Genomic DNA, 16,774 nt, shown 5'->3' with positions numbered 1-16,774 from the left:
TTATTCCCAAGGCTTTTTAACTGTAAAAATTTCCGCAAAGCGTTTGCTGTCTACTCTTCTTAACCGGCGAGCTTCTCTTCTGTCCGGTGCACTTTCATGAAGCATTTTCTCTTCTTCTGATTGCGGAATGACATTCGGCACTTTACTGGGTTTACCATTTTCATCTAGTGCAACAAAAGTCAGAAATGAAGTTGTGCAAAGCTCGCGTTTACCGGTTATTAAGTCTTCAGTAATAACTTTTACAAAGACCTCCATTGACGTATTATGCGCATATGTAACAAAAGCTTCCAAACAAACAGATGAACCTTCTTTAATCGGGATTAAAAAGTCTACGGAATCCGTTGAAGCTGTTACACAAGGTTTTCTGGCATGGCGGTTAGCCGCAATTGCCGCTATATCATCAATATATGACATTAATTTACCGCCGAACATTGTTCCATGATGATTTGTATCAGGCGGTAAAACATGCGCCGATTTAACAGATCTAGACTCGTTAACATATTTTGCTTCCATGACTGACACTCCTTAAAATTGCGAGTTCCACCTTTTAAAGTACTATTTTAGTATACTCAAATCACCATACTATGATCAATTAACTTGATGTAAGAAGATGTAAGAATAAGACATTTTTCTACTGTTATTTTCTGAAAATACCAAAAACTCATAGATTGTTACAAAACTGTAACCTTCCTAAAACATTCGTGTGATGTTCACCCTTTACAATGCACTTGTACGATATAGTGAGTCTTGGAACTCAAGGAGGTAATTTTTATGAAACTATTCAAGCAACTAGCAGCTGTAACATCGTTTGCAGCATGTGTAGGCATTGTAGCTCCAAGCATCAGTCACGCAGCAGAACCAAATCATACTCTATACCCAGGAACGAACAATAAGAACGTCGCAGAACTTCAACATACACTAAAAGACAATGGCTACTTCAAAAACTCTGATGTAACAGGTTATTATGGAACAATAACCGAAAATGCTGTAAAAGCATTTCAGAAAGACCATCACATAAGCGTTGACGGCATTGCCGGACCAAATACTTACAAAGCATTAGATTCTAACAATGAAAGCAACAACTTAGGTAAAGATCTGCTTGTTAACGGCAGCAGAGGACAACATGTTTCATTGCTTCAAGATAAGTTGCAGCGCCTTGGCTATTATAAAGGCAATGTTGACGGAATCTTCGGCACATTAACTGAAACTGCTGTAAAAGCATTCCAAAGTGCCAATGGCCTTAGCGTCGATGGCATGGTAGGTCCAAATACTAGAGCTGCATTACTTAATGGCCACGCAGCTGCTCCGCAGCCAAAAGCAAGCACGCCTGCGCCTAAAACAGTAAGCAGCAACACAAATACAGAAGCAGCTGAAGCTGCTGAAAACACAAAGAAAGCTGTTGACAACACTAAAGCTGAAGCTGAAAAACCAGCTCAACCTGTAAAACCGGCTGAACCGGCAAAACCTGCTCAAAGTGCTGCACCAGCTAAACAACAAAATGAAAACCAAAATAAAGCTGTTGAACAAAACAACAATCAAGCAGCTTCTGTAAATACTGATAATAATCAATCAGAAACTGCAAAGGCAGATTCTGATTCAAATAAAACTCAAGTCAATAATAACGACAATGCTCAAACTGAAAATGTAAAAGCTGAAGCTAATCAAGACAGCAATGCAAGTGCTGACAACAATAACGCCGGCAGTGACAGCAGCAATGCTTCTTCCGGAACAACTGTAAACGTTGAAGCAACAGCATACAGCTTAAGCGGTACAACTGCTAACGGCACTCAATTAAATTCAGGCTCTAAAGTCATTGCTGTTGACCCAAGCGTTATTCCTTTAGGATCTAAAGTTTATGTCCCTGGTTATGGTACAGCTATTGCTGCTGATACAGGCGGCGCTATTAAAGGTAACCGCATCGACGTCTACATTCCTAACGATAGCCAAGCTAAAAACTTTGGACGTAAAAATATTCAAGTTAAAGTTATAAAATAATTGTTATTGAACACAGCAAGTGGCAGCTTGCTGTGTTTATTAAATATATACCCCAAAAAAAGGCAGAATAAAACCTGCCTTTTTTATTTTTTTATTATTTTTGATCAAAAAAATTGACAAACAGACTTTAGTATAATTCGTTCTTACTTTCTTCAGCCATATTACTCAATACCTCTTTTTCATGGCTGTTTGTCGGCCTATTGTATTGTCCGACGCTTTGATTTTGAGTACGGTTTCTATTCATCATGCCAAGTGCAGCAGCACCAAGACCAACGCCTGCAATAACTCCCATCATTCTTCCTGCTTTCATATCCTTCACCACCTGATTAAATTTGGCCTTACACCTTTAGTTTTGTTTAAAGGGCGAAAAAAATACTAGAAACGTTTTTATAACCTGTCAGAATTTATATAATGAATCACTCTTCTTTTTTACTTCGCTTCAATTTCTTTTAAGCGTTCAATAATCCTCCGTTTTTTATACATCATTTGCCCTGTCTCAGCAACGTTAGTTATCATTCCTTTGTTCATTGTTGAACCTATAATGGCACCTGCTAATGGCAGTGTCTGAAATAACTTTTTCCAACTTATATGCTCACGATATGTATTAAACACTTCCCGCCAACCTTGAAGCTGTGACATGGCTTGTTCATTAGACTTTTCTAATTGAAAATCTTTTAATTCCCTTAAAACCGCCCGTTTGCCAATGGCCTCTGAAAAGGCAAATTGCAGACATTTAATAATAAAAATACGTTCTGTGTGATTTTTTGGATCGTATCCATAAATTAAAGCCATTTCTTGAAGAACTTTCAATGAAGTACCAAGAAGAATCGGAATATCAGCCACAAGCGTAAAAAAACCGCCAAAGCCCGTAGTTGCTCCTTGAATCTGAGCAAACCGTGCCCGTTTCTGCAATAGTATACGGGCCTTTTCATCCATTTCACTAATTGGATGGCTTTGAATATCTTTCAACCCTTGTACATGGTATAAATTATAAATATTTTTTTCCTTTACCAAATATCTGCCTCCGTAATCAACGAAACGTGAAATTTCACCAATTAACTGATTTAATCTTCTTTGTATAAAAGCAGGTGTCATGCGATCTAAAATCCAAAATGGTAACCGGCCGATCTTCTCCCAAATATGCATACGTTCTTGATCTCTTTCCCATCGATTAATTTTTTTCAATTCCTGTCTAAGCTGATTCACCGATTCCATGACTCATCCTCCTTATTCAGTGATAGTTTGTCTATTTTTCAGATAAAATATAAAGAAAACTTGCCGATTGGCAAGCCGAAGGTGAAGGCAGAGGCTTAGTTGAACTTATACTTTAAACCTAAAATTGCTCCTGCGTCGAATTACCATCTATGCTGGCAATTTATACACTTAAAGTGTAAAGAAAACTTGCCGATTGGCAATCTAAGAAAGGACTGATTCTTTCATGCGTTATCGCATAAAAGAAATTTGACAATATTAATGGACAGCCTAGGGCGCGGGCTGTCCATTTGAGGAGGCATGACATGGCTAACGATGACCATAAACAGCGAGGAGGTATGGGTTGTTTGGCATGACCTGTTCGTCATGTCCAATACTAATATATTCAAAACACAATTTCGTGTAAAAGACATTGGTGGAATTCCGTTAAATTATACTTTTTACCTAAGTTAATCAAGTCTATATCTAATGGCTTTCCGTCCTTGATGCCGTTCTATACCTAATCTGATCAGCTTATCAATAAGATCTGCATAATCAAGGCCTGTATGCTTCCATAAAAGCGGAAACATGCTGTATGGCGTAAACCCAGGCATAGTATTTACCTCATTGATCAAAACCGCTTGATCTGAATCTCTTATAAAGAAATCAACCCTGGATAACCCTTTACAATCCAAACATTTAAAGGCTTTTTTCGCCAATTCTTCAATTTCATTTACTTTTTGTTCACTTAGATCCGCAGGTATCATTAACGATGTATCACCGTCATTGTATTTAGATTGATAATCATAATAATCACTGCTTGTTTTTATTTCACCGGGAACCGATACTGATAGTTCGTCATTTCCAATAACACCTATTTCAATTTCGCGTCCGGTAATCTTTTCTTCAACAATCACTTTTTCATCGTAATAAAATGCCTCATCTGCAGCTTTTTCAATGTCATCCCCTGCTTTACACTGATTGATTCCGATACTGGAGCCATTATTAGCCGGTTTTATAAAACAAGGGATCCCAATGTCTGCTTTAATTTTTTCAATCATTTGTTGTTTGTTATGTGTCCATTCATATTTTGTGACCGATAAATACTTTGGCTGTTTGAGACCGTGGGATTTAAAAATATCTTTCATAATCACTTTATCCATACCGGCTGCTGAACCTAAAACACCGGAACCAACATAAGCAATATCTAGAAGTTCCAGCAAACCTTGAACGGTCCCATCTTCGCCATTGGGGCCGTGTAATAAAGGGAAAGCAATGTCAGGCTTTTGATTTGCCGGATTTATGCTCATTGGTGTCAGCCATTTATTAGAATATGATTGGTGGCTGTTTTCGTCCAAGAGTAATTGTTCCTTATAATCAAGCTGCTGGGTCACTTCATGACCCTCGATCCAGCGTCCGCTATTCGTAATATGTACCGGGATAATTTTATAATGATCCTTATTAATCGCATTAATAACTGAAAAGGCCGTTTGTAATGATACATCATATTCTGCAGATTTCCCGCCATAAATGATAGCTACAGATGGTTTCTTTGGCACTATAATGCCCCCTTTTCAAATATCTATATGATTATATGCAGCTTTCTTAACGCGTAATAACATCGACTTTATCATTATTTGCTAATAACACTTGGTCGGCAATATTAATAAAAAGGCCATTTTCAACAACACCCGGCAATGCGTTAAGCCATTTGGCAAGCGACTTAGCATCTTCAATTTCTTTAACATGGCAATCAAGAATAAAATTCCTGCTGTCTGTTAAAAAAGGATCCTTGCCGCTCATACGAAGCTTTGGTTGAAGCCCCTTGTCTTCCATGGCACCGAACATATGCTTCCAGCCAAAAGGCAGCACTTCTACTGGTAATGGGAAAGCTCCTAAACGCCTGACAGATTTACTCGCATCTGCCACCCAAATATTCTTATCAGAGGACACGGCAACAATCTTTTCAAATAAAAGTGCGCCTCCTCCGCCTTTAATGCCGTTTAAATCGGGGTCAAACTCATCACAGCCGTCAATAGTCAAGTCAATTTTTTTAACATCATTAAGGTCTTTCAGCGGAATTCCTAATGATTTTGCTAATTCAGAGGTTGCATGTGAAGTCGACACGGCTTGTATAGATAATCCCTCTGTTTTAATTCGTTCAGCAAGCTTTTTTGTGGTGAAAGCAACAGTCGAACCTGTTCCCAACCCGACAGTCATTCCATCTTCAATATATTCAGCTGCTTTTTCTCCAACGATTTTTTTTTCATATGATTGTTGATCCATTTCTTTGCTCTCCTTTTAAAAGTTATTGTCAGTATTAAACGTGTTAGATTCTGTTTTATATGTAAGTTACTATTAATTTTGTTTATACCTTTAGTTTATCATAATCATGAAATGGAAAGCTTATAAATTATTTGAACTTAATGAGGAATTATCACTTTTGAATGAAGGATTGATATTCGGTCATTCTAAAAAATAAAGAGGTGATTTTATTGAATAGAAGTGATCAAAAAGGCAAATTCACAGCAGCGGGTACTAATATTGAAGAAGTTAAACAGCTTAATGCTCAATCGGGCATGACCTATAACGAAGCTAAAGCCTATATTGCTAAAACAACCGGCGGTCATCATACAGAAATCTTCAGTGATACAAATGTTGAAGAGGTTAAAAGAAAAAACCAGGCACTCGAGAATGAATGAAAAAATTTAAAATAGGTGTCAATCCTTAATCAGGAAAGACACCTTGTAAATTTCAATTTATTTACTTCCATTCAACCTGTTCTATCAATTGGAATTTAAACAATCCCAGGATAAACGCTACATAAGAATCTTGACGGACAATCACTTGATAAGTGTGATTCCCATGTGTGTAAAATAATACATCGGTATATATTTTGTCACTTTCAAAAAACTCCCTAACGTCGTGCAGCTTTTTAAGGGCTTCATCATTTTTTATTTTAATAATAAATTCAATATCTTCGTGATTCACTTTCTCTTCTGCAGTAATCAGTGATTCATTAACTTTATAATTGATCCGCAAAAAAATCCTCTCCTTCTGCTTAATAACATAATCCATACAATCAATCCACCCTTTTTCGGCGTCTGACCCTTCTAAAGAAGATAGCGCAAATAAATATAGAACATTGAGATAGCTGTACTGAGCAGCATGATTGGCAGACCGATAGCCATGAATTTTAAAAAGGAAATTTTGTATCCTTCTTTTCCGGCCAATCCCGCAACAATGACATTTGCACTTGCTCCAATCAGTGTTCCATTCCCGCCAAGGCAAGCGCCGAGGGCCAGGCTCCACCACAATGGTTCTAAATTGTTAATTCCCATCTCGCCCATTTGTTGAATGAGCGGAATCATCGTTGCAACAAAAGGAATATTATCAACAAATGCTGAGGCTATAGCACTAAGCCACAATATTAGAAATGAACTGGCGGTAAGGTTTCCTCCGGTTAATTTGATGGCTTCTTCCGCCAGTTTTTTAATCACGCCAGTTTCTACCAAACCTGAGACCAGAACGAACAAACCGATGAAAAAGAAAATTGTTGTCCATTCAACTTTGCTTAATGATCTTTCAAGATAGTTCTCTCCTGTTAATAGCAGTAATAAAAAAGCTCCTGCCAAGGCAACTGTTGCTGACTCAACGCCGGCCATTTGATGGAGGAAAAAGCCTGCAATCGTTAAAACCATGACGATAATAGATTTGATCATGAGCGGTTTATTTGTAATTTCATCTTTTTCGTTCAGCGCCATTATCCTTTTTCGCGCTTCTTCGGTTGTATGAATATTTTTACGGTAATTAAAAACCAAAATTGCGATAATCAGAATAGTAATAATCAAGATAACCGGAGCTAAATTCGTAATAAAATCCATAAAGGACAGCTCTTTAACCGCACTGCCAATCATAATATTCGGGGGATCCCCAATCATCGTTGCTGTTCCTCCAATGTTGGACATCAGGACTTCGGTTATGAGAAATGGAATCGGTGAGATATTAAGCTGACGGGTAATACTGAATGTCACCGGCACCATAAGCAGAACCGTTGTGACATTATCCAAAAATGCTGAGCCGACTGCGGTAATAACCGATAAAACAACTAGGATTGCAATGGGTCTTCCCTTTACTTTTTTTGCTGACCAGATGGCAATATATTTGAATAATCCGGTTTCAGCTGTAATCGAAACGATAATCATCATGCCTGTGAGTAAGCCGAGTGTATTAAAATCAATGTGATGCAATGCAGTTTCTTGATCAACGATTCCGAATAGAACCATCAATATTCCGCCAATCATTGCAACAATTGTACGGTGAATTTTTTCCGAGATAATAAAAGCATAAGTTAAAAGGAAAATGCCAATAGCTATGATGGATTCGTTTGTCAAAATAATCCCCCTCCTAAAAAATTAGTGTCTGTTCAGCCGTTTTATTTCATTCGCGGTGACAAAAAGATTAGAAGATAATCCACCCCTTTAGCAAAAAAAGGATAATATTGGAATATAAAAAAGACAAAAAAGGAGCCTGCTTGTGACAGACTCCTCCTGAATTTCCGATATTCATTTAAATAATCACTTTATTATTATTCTAACAAGCGATACTTCCTTTTTCAACAGCTATTATTTATCATCATAATCGACATTAAGATGACCCGCATTATATAATGATAGTTTTGCTTTATTGTATGCCTTTGTATAATCATTAAATTTATTTCTTAGATTAGTGATCTCTTTTGATTTTCTGTTAATATTATCAATTTGCTTTTTATATGCGGTTTGATCTAAATTTTTTTCATGCAGAAGTGTATAAAGGTTTTTATTAAGTTCAATATCATCTATATAATCCTTATACAGCTGATTAAACGTTTTATACCGCTCGGAAGCTGAATGAATTACCTTTTCAGCTTTTGATTTTAAATCATCTTTATCCTGCAAATCATTTAAGATTGGTTTGGCTTTTTCATACTGTTTATAAGATCCATCGATCATTTTTTTCTCTTGTTTAAGAATGTCTTTTCGCCTTTCAGTCAGCTTATTAGCTTTATCTGAAAGTGATTCGATTTTACTGCCATCATTCAGTTTAAGGTCGAGTATCTTATCATAAATATCATTTTCTTGCTTTTGGTTATTGATAAGTGATTTTTGCATATCACTTAGGTTCTGTTCAACATTTGCGCTCTTTTCCAAATAAGCATATATCTTCTTCACATCTTTATTAGCGAATCCGCAGCTTGTCAGAATAAAAACGCATGAAATAATAAATAAAATTGGTACTGTGTATCTTTTCATGAATAGAGCTCCTTTAAAAGGACGTTAACAGTCCGGGAAACAATCCTTTTGAACCCTTACTGATTAATTAAGGACTGATTGTACTCATTTGGTCTTCTGACTGATTATCCCGTTTGGCAATACCAAGATGATTCTTTAGCTGGTCTGAAACATTATTAAGTTCTTCATCAGGGATATCGTAGTACCATACGCCATCAATGGTTTTTCCTTCCCCTCTTAAATGAAGCGTTTGAATTTGGTTCATGGCGCTTTTATCATTTTGAAAAATTGTTTCCATGTCGTTAAGGGTTAAGTTTGTTTTTACATTGTTTTGTAAAGCTTGTAAAACATCCGGAAGACTCTTAAGCCCTGACAAATTCATTTCTTTCTTCATTACTGCTTCAATAACTTTCTGCTGGCGATTTTCCCTGCCCAAATCGCCATTCGGATCTTGTTTCCTCATTTTTACATAAGCAAGCGCTTTGTCCCCATTAAGCTGTACTTTCCCCTTTGGGAATGTATAACCGTTAAAATTAAACGCAAAATCGTTCTGGACAGTGACACCCCCAACAGCATTAATCAGATCTTTTAAACCGTCCATATTGATCTTAATATAGTAATCTATCGGTATATGAAACAAATGTTCAACGGTATGAACGGATAAGTCAGGACCCCCGTAAGCATAAGCGGCATTAATCTTATTTTGTTTGCCATGCCCGGGAATGGCCGTGAGCGTATCCCGGGGGATGCTCAGTATTTTAGCAGATTTTTGTTTCGGATTAACCGTGACTACTAACATTGTGTCAGATCTGCCTGAATCACCCGGACGTTCATCAACCCCAAGCAATAAAAATGAAATCGGCTTAACTGTCTGAATATCTTTTGCAATGTCAGCCTTATCAGCCTTATTTTTTAATGGTTTATTTATCTTTTGGAAGGTATTATGTACAGAGTGATATACATAATAAGCGTAACCTGTTGTCCCAAAAAATAATAAGATTAAGATGACAGCTCCAATTGTCGCTGCTTTTCTCACAGAAAACTTCCTTTCAAAGTGTTGTTAATAATTTATGTATTGTTTATATAATTATGTTTTAGAACCAAATGCAAAGCAGCGATTATGACAATGAAAGGTTACTGGCTTCATAGAATCATCAAGACTTTTCATAATATAATGATGTTCTTTCAGATAGCTTAATAGTTCCGGTAAATATTTCAGCGTTGCGCTGTTTTCATGATCATGCATTAATATGACAGGTGTTTCTCCGGTATTTTCAATTTTATTCAAATCATTAATCACTTTTGGAACATATTGCCGGCTTTTTAACTGCCAGTCTTTACTATCAATATCCCAATCCCAAATTTTAAAACCATGTGATTCCATTAAACTGCGGTCAGAATCAAGTAAATAAGGGAAACTGCCGTAAGGCGTCCGAACCATATGCGTTTTTTCACCGGTAATTTTTTCAACAACGGACTGATCTTTTTGCATCTCGTGTAAGGCGCTTTTCCCGGAATGATAAAATTTAGTTGGATCATGTGTGACACCATGAAGTCCGAGACCGAATCCTTCTTCAGCCATTCGCTTAACAGCACCAGGGTGCTTTTTGATATTAGGCGCTAACATAAAAAACGTCGCTTTAGCATTATACTTATTTAAAGTATCCATTAATTTATTAACATCCGGAGACGGGCCGTCGTCAAACGTCAAGTAAACAATTTTTTCTTTCGATTGTTGACGGGCTTCTTTATCAATAGATTGACCCAGTTTGGAACCTTCTATTTGTTTTTTTGGTTCAACAGTTTGTGAAAGAGCCATAGCCTTTTTAGGGGGAGTTTGTTTAGAAGCAGCGGAAACATCCTCATCTCCGAAGTTCGAGAAACCAACAATAAAAATAACAAGCGCTGCCGCAACTAAAATGGATACTTCGCGCAATTTGAATATTTTTCTCCCTTTTCCCATAAAAATCTCCTTTTCTCGATATCATTAATTTAATTATAATGTATAATTTGGTAAAAAGGGTAACAAAAAAGAAACAAATCCTAACATTTTTCGATAATATGACCAATCTTAATGAATTTAAACAATCATTTATTACTATAAAAATTTTATGAACCAAACTAGTCAAAAATACCTAATATTTTTTAAATGAAAAGCCAGATACCCATTGGCATCTGACCTTTTCTGAGAATTAGTCACCATGATGATTAGTCTTTGACTGTTTAACCGGGTAATGTTCAAGAAATACTATTCTCTCCAATGTTGTAGGATGGTCATAATCGAAGAATTTAACCAATGCCGGAGGATTTACATCACTAAGACCAGCAACAGTTAATTTTTGAAAAGCATCGATACCCGCCTGTTTGTCCTGAGTCATCTTAATCGCATATTTGTCAGCTTGATGTTCATAATGCCTGGAAACCGCCGCCTCCATCGGGGTTCCGATAAAATTAAGAAGAGAGAAAATCAACAGTAATATTGGTAAGGAAGCAATGTCCCCGGGATGTTTGATGCCGAGTTTCTGACCCCAACGGGAAACAGCTCCCCTAAACAGTTTTGACGTCAAGTAAAGGCCTATAAGCGATAAGAAAATCGTTCCGATCATACTTAGAAACAGATGGTGCATGACATAATGTCCCATTTCATGCGCCATGATAAACAACACTTCACGATTATCCAGCCGGTGAACAGTCGTATCCCAAAGGACAATCCGCAAGTTTGAACCAATGCCGTTTACATAAGCATTTAAGCCATTTGTTTTCTTTGACATATCAACTTCATAGACATTGTGAGCCGGAATATTTGCTTTATCAGCAAGATGTAAAATTTCTCTTTTCAAATTCCCATCCGGCAGAGGATGAATATTATTATACAAGGGGTCAATAACAACCGGTTGAATATACATTAAAAAAATAACAAACGGAATGGATAACAGCCATACAGGAAACCACCATTTTTTAGGAAATTTCCTGATAAAATAGTACATCACAATAATTGACACAAATGTGATAATCCAATTCACCCAAAAGCTTGTCACGTTATCTTTTAACCAACTGGAAAACCCTTGGACGGATATACCATAATGAATGGACACCATGTGGGCCAAATAGTCAGCAGGAAATGAAATCAACCAGGCCACAATCGATAAAGTTAAAAAGTAAACAGCCATATGAAAAAATGAAAATCGCGTCACTTCTGTTGAGCGGTTCCTTAACCATGTCGAAAAACCAAAAACAAGAACAAAGACATAGATACCCCAGTCTAAGGGAATAGTTGCAAAACCGATCCAATCTTGAATTCTTGTATAATCTTGGCTCAAGATAACCTGCTTATGTGTCATGAAAATATGGGGATCAGCTGCTGTACCCTTGAATTCCGCCGGAACCCCCGGAGACGTCCAAACAAAAAAATACAGTGCCATAACAATGAGATAAACAATGTATATGCCTAAAAACCACCATGCAACTTTTTTCAAGTTACCCCCTCCTCTTGGACATCTATTATAGTTTAGTCCTCGGACGAGGTTTTTAGAACAAGCCCCATTAATTAAAGCCCCCAAAATTGGAGGCTTTCATTTTAAGATTTATTTTGAAAGAATTCTCTTATAAAGTCCATGAACGCGTCACCCATATTATATCCTTGAAAAATAACCAGCATCGCTGCTGTTGCTGAAAAGAAAACTGAAATAATATAGCCTATCCAACGTATCCACATAATCATCACCCTTTATCTTAAGGTATAAAAATATATTTATTTCTTGTTATGGCAAAAATGACTGTTACTTTTGTTAAACAAGTGAAATAAAAAATATGATTAAAAATCAGTGCAGTAAGACTAATATTAAGAAACTTCGTTAAAACACTTTGTAAAAATAATGCGCCGCTTTTTAATTCAACTAACGGAATATGAGTAACTATACCCCTTTCAATCATCATTTAAACCTAATTGATATCCTTACCTTACCATTCTTTAAATCTGGCTTACATGCTTATACTTTCTTTACGTTATGGGACATGGCTGCCAAGCGTAAAACGAAAGCCTGTACAAATCAACTGTCTTCAAAAGGAAACCATACCTGGTCCAACCATAAAAGCACCAATAATAAATTCAAAATCGCCAGTTTATTTAGAATAATTGAGTAAAAGCAGCCGCATTCTCGTTACTTCGGTTAGCTGTTGTGTTATCCTATTGTATGTCATGTTTTCCGAAAATTCAAGGTATTAATTTATTTTTTAATAATTATTTTTCTTCCGTCTTATTTTTAGGTTTTAATCCTTTAGTTTGAACTTTATGTTGAATAGGAGCATCGATAAAATCGTTGTCAATGATTTTTGTAGACGTTTGATATGCATGATTTTCCCCAACTAAACGGCCTAAACCTGAATTTGTCTTACTATATGCATGCCATTCATTTTGGCGGTTGTTGCCCATAGTAACCGTTGCGTTACTGCTAAGACTATTAACATTGACTTCATCAAAGGCAATGTTTTGCTCAGAGAATATCGAATAATTATTATCCTCCGTATTCGGTTCATCGTCTGGTTCTTCATGAAAATAATATTGTCTTTCGTTAACAGGCATATCTACATGATCATTATCAAATATAATTTGAATTGCATCCTTGACCTGCCCGCTTATAGTTCCAAAGCCGTTATTGCTTTTATGTGAGTAAGACCAGCCATTGGCGTGATTATTTCCGATAAAAATGCCTGAATTACTATCTATATTATTTATGGATAACTGTTCAAAATTTACATCTACAGATTTGGACGGGCTCATGCTATGCCTCCTTACAGCGTTTGATTCTGATTACTTGGAATGCCGTCCTGATCATTTACAGGAACGTCAACAACATCATTATCTATAATATTACTCAAGTTATTTGCAAAAAAGTTTATACCCAAAAGCAACCCATTGCCATAATTATTTTTACCGTGGTTTGACCATCCTGTTTGGTTATTCTCCCCTACAGATACAGTGCCGTCACGTGTCTGTGCATTGACATTGATAGCCCCAAAATTTATATTTACAGCCATAATGAGACCTCCCGCCTCTATTCCCTTAAATTAATATATGTATGCAAGCCATTGTCCTGTGCGTCTTAACCCTGTTCATTTCATTTATTTACGCTGTAAATAAAAAGGTAAATAACAGTTTGATTTTTGGGGAAAATATTCCCTATAACCTTTTTTAATTGGGAGATAGATTATGATTGAAAATGGGAAAATAACTGCTTTTCAAATGGCGATCATGATGTATCCAGTAATTGTTGGTACGGGGATTATTTTTATTCCGTCTATAACAGCGAAATATGCCGGGAATGACCTTTGGTTATCCCCAATATGGGCATGTTCTTGCGGTTTTTTCGGAGTTTTTTTAGCCATTCAGCTCCATAAAATGTATCCTGGAATGACAATGATTCAATATATTGAAAATATTATTGGAAAAATTCCGGGAAAGGTTCTTAATTTGCTTATTTTATACTTTTATATTCAAATGAATGCGGGAGGTATACGCATTTACGCTGAATTTATGACTGGGGTTTTTTACAGCAAAACACCGATCATTGTCATCATGTCAACGATAATCTTGGTCTGTATTTTTGCTGTATTCGGGGGAATAGAAACAATAGGAAGAGTTGCTCAAGTATTCATACCATTTTATGTCTTGTCCCTGTTAATTATCATCATATTACTTTTACCCGAATTAGATCCAAAGAATATCCTCCCCATTATGGAGAATGGGCTTATGCCCTCAATTAAAGGGGCGATTACACCGCAGAGTTGGTTTGCTGAATTTCTGTTGATTTCTTTCCTTTTGCCGTACTTAACTGATGTTAAAAAAGGAAAGAAGTGGGGGATGATTTCGGTTTTTGCCGTTATGGTTACGTTTATTACGACGAATCTTGTTTGTCTATTTATATTTGGAGAACTTACTTCAAAATTTTTTATATCCCTTTTTAACAGCGGTTCAATATATTAGTATTGCTGATTTCTTACAGCATCTTGAATCAATTGTCATGGCGATTTGGATCACGGGTACTTTTGTTAAGTTTTCAGTCGTACATTATGCTCTTGTACTGTCTACTGCCCAATGGCTGGGACTGTCTGATTACCGGCCTCTCGTTGGTCCATTAGGTTTTTTGACTTTGGTACTTGGAATTTTGGGGACACCTAATGAAATTATAAACGCCCGTTACAATAGTACTATATTCCCTTTCTTTTCCCTTTTGGTCCAAACGCTTATTCCGCTTTTATTATTTATTATTGCTGTCTTTCGAAAAAGAAAAATGGCCTAGCTCCATAGCTTTTGCAATTTAAGCATATACATCTTCTAATTAGAAAATACCGGATTTCTTCTTTTTTATAACAACTGTAACCCAAGACATCATTGAGTCATATAGTAATAATATTAAAGGAGTGAATCCATTGGCCAATAATGATGAATATAAGAGTTGCGTAAGGTGCGGTAACGTTTGTAATGCTAAGGACAGATATTGCATTAAATGCGGTGCCCCTCTTGTTAACCGCTGTTCTGATGAGCCGGGGTTAGTCTCTAAAGGATGCAGGTATGTCAATGATCCTGAAGCTGCCTATTGTGCCCGGTGCGGAGAGGAGACACTTTTTAGTAAACACGGTATTGTAACGCCATATTTATCTTCTCCATCCGGCCAAGGAGCATCAATCCAAACAAGATAAAGAAACTCGCCACCTTGGCGAGTTTTATGGTTTTTACCTTTTTCACTATAAAATCAAGTCATGTTACAGAAGCCATCGATAAAATTGGTATATCAAGAACAGAAAAATGCTGTATCCGAAAAAAGAATAGCTATGGTCCCATGAAGCACTATGGGTAAAATACCCCCATTTTTCTGCAACCTGCTCAACCAAGCTTGCAACTAGTCCGATCAATAAAATAAAGATAACCTTTAAAAGTGGACGCAAACGTTTGGCAATTTGCAAAAAAACAGCGGTAAAGATCGGCAAAATAATTAAAGTAAAAGCAATATTGATAGTAAACACATCCGGGAAAGGTCTTATCGGGAAGGTATACATTTGTTTGCCGACGAATATCAAATCCAAATAAGTCCCAATTAATGAAACGAGAAGAATGGTTATGATCATTGCACGGCGGTTATTATTATTCTTCTTCCCGAAGCAGCGCTTTTTTTGCCATGATTGTAAGTTCGATTTTTTCAAGCGTTTTACAGTATTCATTATAAATCTTTCCATCCGTATCTACATCCTTCTCTGTCAGGTAATCAATCACATGCCAATCATCAAACCAGTCCCCTTCTTCCGCTTTCTGATGATCGACATCCGCCCAAGCATATATTAATGGCGGACTGTATAACCGCTCCATTCCTTTTCTTAATTCACAATTTTTAATGCGTCTCTTATAAAGCCCCCTGGGAAATGACTCATTGACATTATTAAACAAATGCGGCCAGTAATCTTTTCTTGAACCGGTATGCGGATGATCCTTGGCCCAATTAAAGGCCCCCCGTAAAATATCCTCATGGTAAAAAAGCAGTGCATATAACCTTTTTCCTAATAAAATCCGTTCATGGACAGAAGTAAAATGCCTTGATGTTTCACCGGCAAGACTTGTTTTTTGATGACCTTTTTCATAGTAAGGAAAAAGAATATGATTAAAACGGAAAAAATCATAAAGCTTAAATCCAACAGTCCCTAAAACAGCTTTTTTAAAATAGTTATTTTGGATGACCCTTTTTTCTAAATAATTTTGCTCATTAATAATGGTGGCAATGGCTAGAGGATAAGGGTCGCCGTTTACCCAAAAAAAATTCCACATCGTTTCCATAAAAGTTGAAACACCAAAAAAAGGGAGAAGGTAGAACATCTTTTTATTTCTTTTGATACTTTGTTCATATAGTAAAAATTGCGGGTAAACGTCTTGAAATATTAACCAGTTTCCGCGCTCCAAAAAGGAAAAAAAGACACGCTGTTCTTTCTCCGACAATAGTTTAGTAAATAATTCGCCTTTCAAATCCGTCATATTCCAGCCGCCATTACGCGATACCATATGTCCGAGGAACGCCCAGTGAATTTCCGGGTACTGAAGATAGAACTGAAAATAAGCTTGTGTTCTGGTCACATTATTTTTATTAAGTTTCCTGGTACTCTTATTAATGATATGAATCAATCTTTGTTCCTCTTCTGTTAAGGCTATTTGCTTGTCTTGAAAAGCCTTTGCTCTGCTTTTCTTCTTTAACTCCTTTTTAACGTCTGAAAGAGAATACAGCAAAAACGGCATCATCCTTTTTTTATTCAATCTTTGTTATTATCATCAA

The 16,774-nt window shown here is 36.6% G+C and carries 19 protein-coding genes and 1 pseudogene; 4 read left to right on the top strand and 16 right to left on the bottom strand.

Translation table 11 applies throughout. From position 1 onward, the window contains the following. A complete protein-coding gene (locus tag ACFQRG_RS02025) occupies positions 1–513 on the bottom strand; it encodes an acyl-CoA thioesterase (RefSeq protein WP_380963096.1) in 513 nt (170 codons plus the stop codon). Positions 514–771: 258 nt separating this feature from the next. Between ACFQRG_RS02025 and ACFQRG_RS02020 the strand changes: the two genes are divergently transcribed. Continuing rightward, positions 772–1,995 (top strand): peptidoglycan-binding protein, encoded by a 1,224-nt coding sequence (locus ACFQRG_RS02020; protein WP_380963094.1) that lies wholly within the window; start codon positions 772–774, stop codon positions 1,993–1,995. A 127-nt stretch (positions 1,996–2,122) separates the two neighbouring features. Here the strand turns inward: ACFQRG_RS02020 and ACFQRG_RS02015 are convergent, their stop codons facing one another. From ACFQRG_RS02015 to rpiA, 4 genes are all read right to left on the bottom strand, one after another. Continuing rightward, on the bottom strand, positions 2,123–2,305 hold the full coding sequence (locus ACFQRG_RS02015) for a hypothetical protein (protein WP_380963092.1): 183 nt from the start codon (positions 2,303–2,305) through the stop codon (positions 2,123–2,125). 119 nt (positions 2,306–2,424) lie between these two features. After that, on the bottom strand, positions 2,425–3,210 hold the full coding sequence (locus ACFQRG_RS02010) for an EcsC family protein (protein WP_380963090.1): 786 nt from the start codon (positions 3,208–3,210) through the stop codon (positions 2,425–2,427). 446 nt (positions 3,211–3,656) lie between these two features. Further along, positions 3,657–4,748, bottom strand: a complete 1,092-nt coding sequence (locus ACFQRG_RS02005) for a D-alanine--D-alanine ligase (protein WP_380963249.1) — start codon at positions 4,746–4,748, stop codon at positions 3,657–3,659. A 43-nt stretch (positions 4,749–4,791) separates the two neighbouring features. Then, positions 4,792–5,472, bottom strand: a complete 681-nt coding sequence (rpiA, locus tag ACFQRG_RS02000) for a ribose-5-phosphate isomerase RpiA (RefSeq protein ID WP_380963088.1) — start codon at positions 5,470–5,472, stop codon at positions 4,792–4,794. A 209-nt stretch (positions 5,473–5,681) separates the two neighbouring features. On the opposite strand from rpiA, the gene ACFQRG_RS01995 reads away from it, so the two are divergent. Beyond that, positions 5,682–5,888: a gamma-type small acid-soluble spore protein gene (locus ACFQRG_RS01995; RefSeq protein ID WP_380963086.1), complete on the top strand. Its 207-nt coding sequence runs from the start codon at positions 5,682–5,684 to the stop codon at positions 5,886–5,888. A 61-nt stretch (positions 5,889–5,949) separates the two neighbouring features. On the opposite strand, the gene ACFQRG_RS01990 is transcribed toward ACFQRG_RS01995, so the two are convergent. From ACFQRG_RS01990 to ACFQRG_RS01950, 9 genes are all read right to left on the bottom strand, one after another. Beyond that, positions 5,950–6,228 (bottom strand): hypothetical protein, encoded by a 279-nt coding sequence (locus tag ACFQRG_RS01990; RefSeq protein WP_380963084.1) that lies wholly within the window; start codon positions 6,226–6,228, stop codon positions 5,950–5,952. Positions 6,229–6,299: 71 nt separating this feature from the next. Further along, positions 6,300–7,580: an ArsB/NhaD family transporter gene (locus ACFQRG_RS01985; RefSeq protein ID WP_380963082.1), complete on the bottom strand. Its 1,281-nt coding sequence runs from the start codon at positions 7,578–7,580 to the stop codon at positions 6,300–6,302. 231 nt (positions 7,581–7,811) lie between these two features. Beyond that, a complete protein-coding gene (locus ACFQRG_RS01980) occupies positions 7,812–8,480 on the bottom strand; it encodes a YkyA family protein (RefSeq protein WP_380963080.1) in 669 nt (222 codons plus the stop codon). 67 nt (positions 8,481–8,547) lie between these two features. Continuing rightward, on the bottom strand, positions 8,548–9,495 hold the full coding sequence (locus ACFQRG_RS01975; RefSeq protein WP_380963079.1) for an LCP family glycopolymer transferase: 948 nt from the start codon (positions 9,493–9,495) through the stop codon (positions 8,548–8,550). 51 nt (positions 9,496–9,546) lie between these two features. Next, entirely contained in the window at positions 9,547–10,422 is an 876-nt protein-coding gene (locus ACFQRG_RS01970; protein WP_380963077.1) for a polysaccharide deacetylase family protein, read from the bottom strand. Positions 10,423–10,651: 229 nt separating this feature from the next. After that, the gene (locus tag ACFQRG_RS01965) at positions 10,652–11,935 is read right to left on the bottom strand and encodes a M48 family metallopeptidase (protein ID WP_380963075.1); all 1,284 of its coding nucleotides are present in this window, start codon (positions 11,933–11,935) and stop codon (positions 10,652–10,654) included. A gap of 101 nt (positions 11,936–12,036) precedes the next feature. Then, positions 12,037–12,174, bottom strand: a complete 138-nt coding sequence (locus ACFQRG_RS01960; RefSeq protein WP_380963073.1) for a hypothetical protein — start codon at positions 12,172–12,174, stop codon at positions 12,037–12,039. Between the two features lie 525 nt (positions 12,175–12,699). Then, entirely contained in the window at positions 12,700–13,239 is a 540-nt protein-coding gene (locus tag ACFQRG_RS01955; RefSeq protein WP_380963071.1) for a spore germination protein, read from the bottom strand. A gap of 11 nt (positions 13,240–13,250) precedes the next feature. Next, positions 13,251–13,496: a hypothetical protein gene (locus ACFQRG_RS01950; RefSeq protein ID WP_380963069.1), complete on the bottom strand. Its 246-nt coding sequence runs from the start codon at positions 13,494–13,496 to the stop codon at positions 13,251–13,253. 172 nt (positions 13,497–13,668) lie between these two features. Here ACFQRG_RS01950 and ACFQRG_RS01945 point away from each other — a divergent pair. Next, positions 13,669–14,758, top strand: a pseudogene (locus tag ACFQRG_RS01945) (GerAB/ArcD/ProY family transporter). 130 nt (positions 14,759–14,888) lie between these two features. Then, complete coding sequence (locus tag ACFQRG_RS01940) at positions 14,889–15,158, top strand: hypothetical protein (protein ID WP_380963067.1); 270 nt, start codon at positions 14,889–14,891, stop codon at positions 15,156–15,158. A gap of 63 nt (positions 15,159–15,221) precedes the next feature. Here ACFQRG_RS01940 and ACFQRG_RS01935 read toward each other — a convergent pair whose 3' ends face one another. After that, a complete protein-coding gene (locus ACFQRG_RS01935; RefSeq protein WP_380963065.1) occupies positions 15,222–15,692 on the bottom strand; it encodes a CBO0543 family protein in 471 nt (156 codons plus the stop codon). Beyond that, on the bottom strand, positions 15,601–16,737 hold the full coding sequence (locus ACFQRG_RS01930; protein ID WP_380963247.1) for a DUF2515 domain-containing protein: 1,137 nt from the start codon (positions 16,735–16,737) through the stop codon (positions 15,601–15,603). The genes ACFQRG_RS01935 and ACFQRG_RS01930 overlap by 92 nt, the downstream gene beginning before the upstream one ends. Positions 16,738–16,774 lie beyond the last annotated feature (37 nt).

It is taken from the genome of Scopulibacillus cellulosilyticus (assembly GCF_042665295.1).
GTDB classification, from domain to species: Bacteria; Bacillota; Bacilli; order Bacillales; family Sporolactobacillaceae; genus Scopulibacillus_A; species Scopulibacillus_A cellulosilyticus.
The sequence above is the reverse complement of the archived record's forward strand: the minus strand, read 5'-3'. Positions and strand labels throughout refer to the sequence as shown.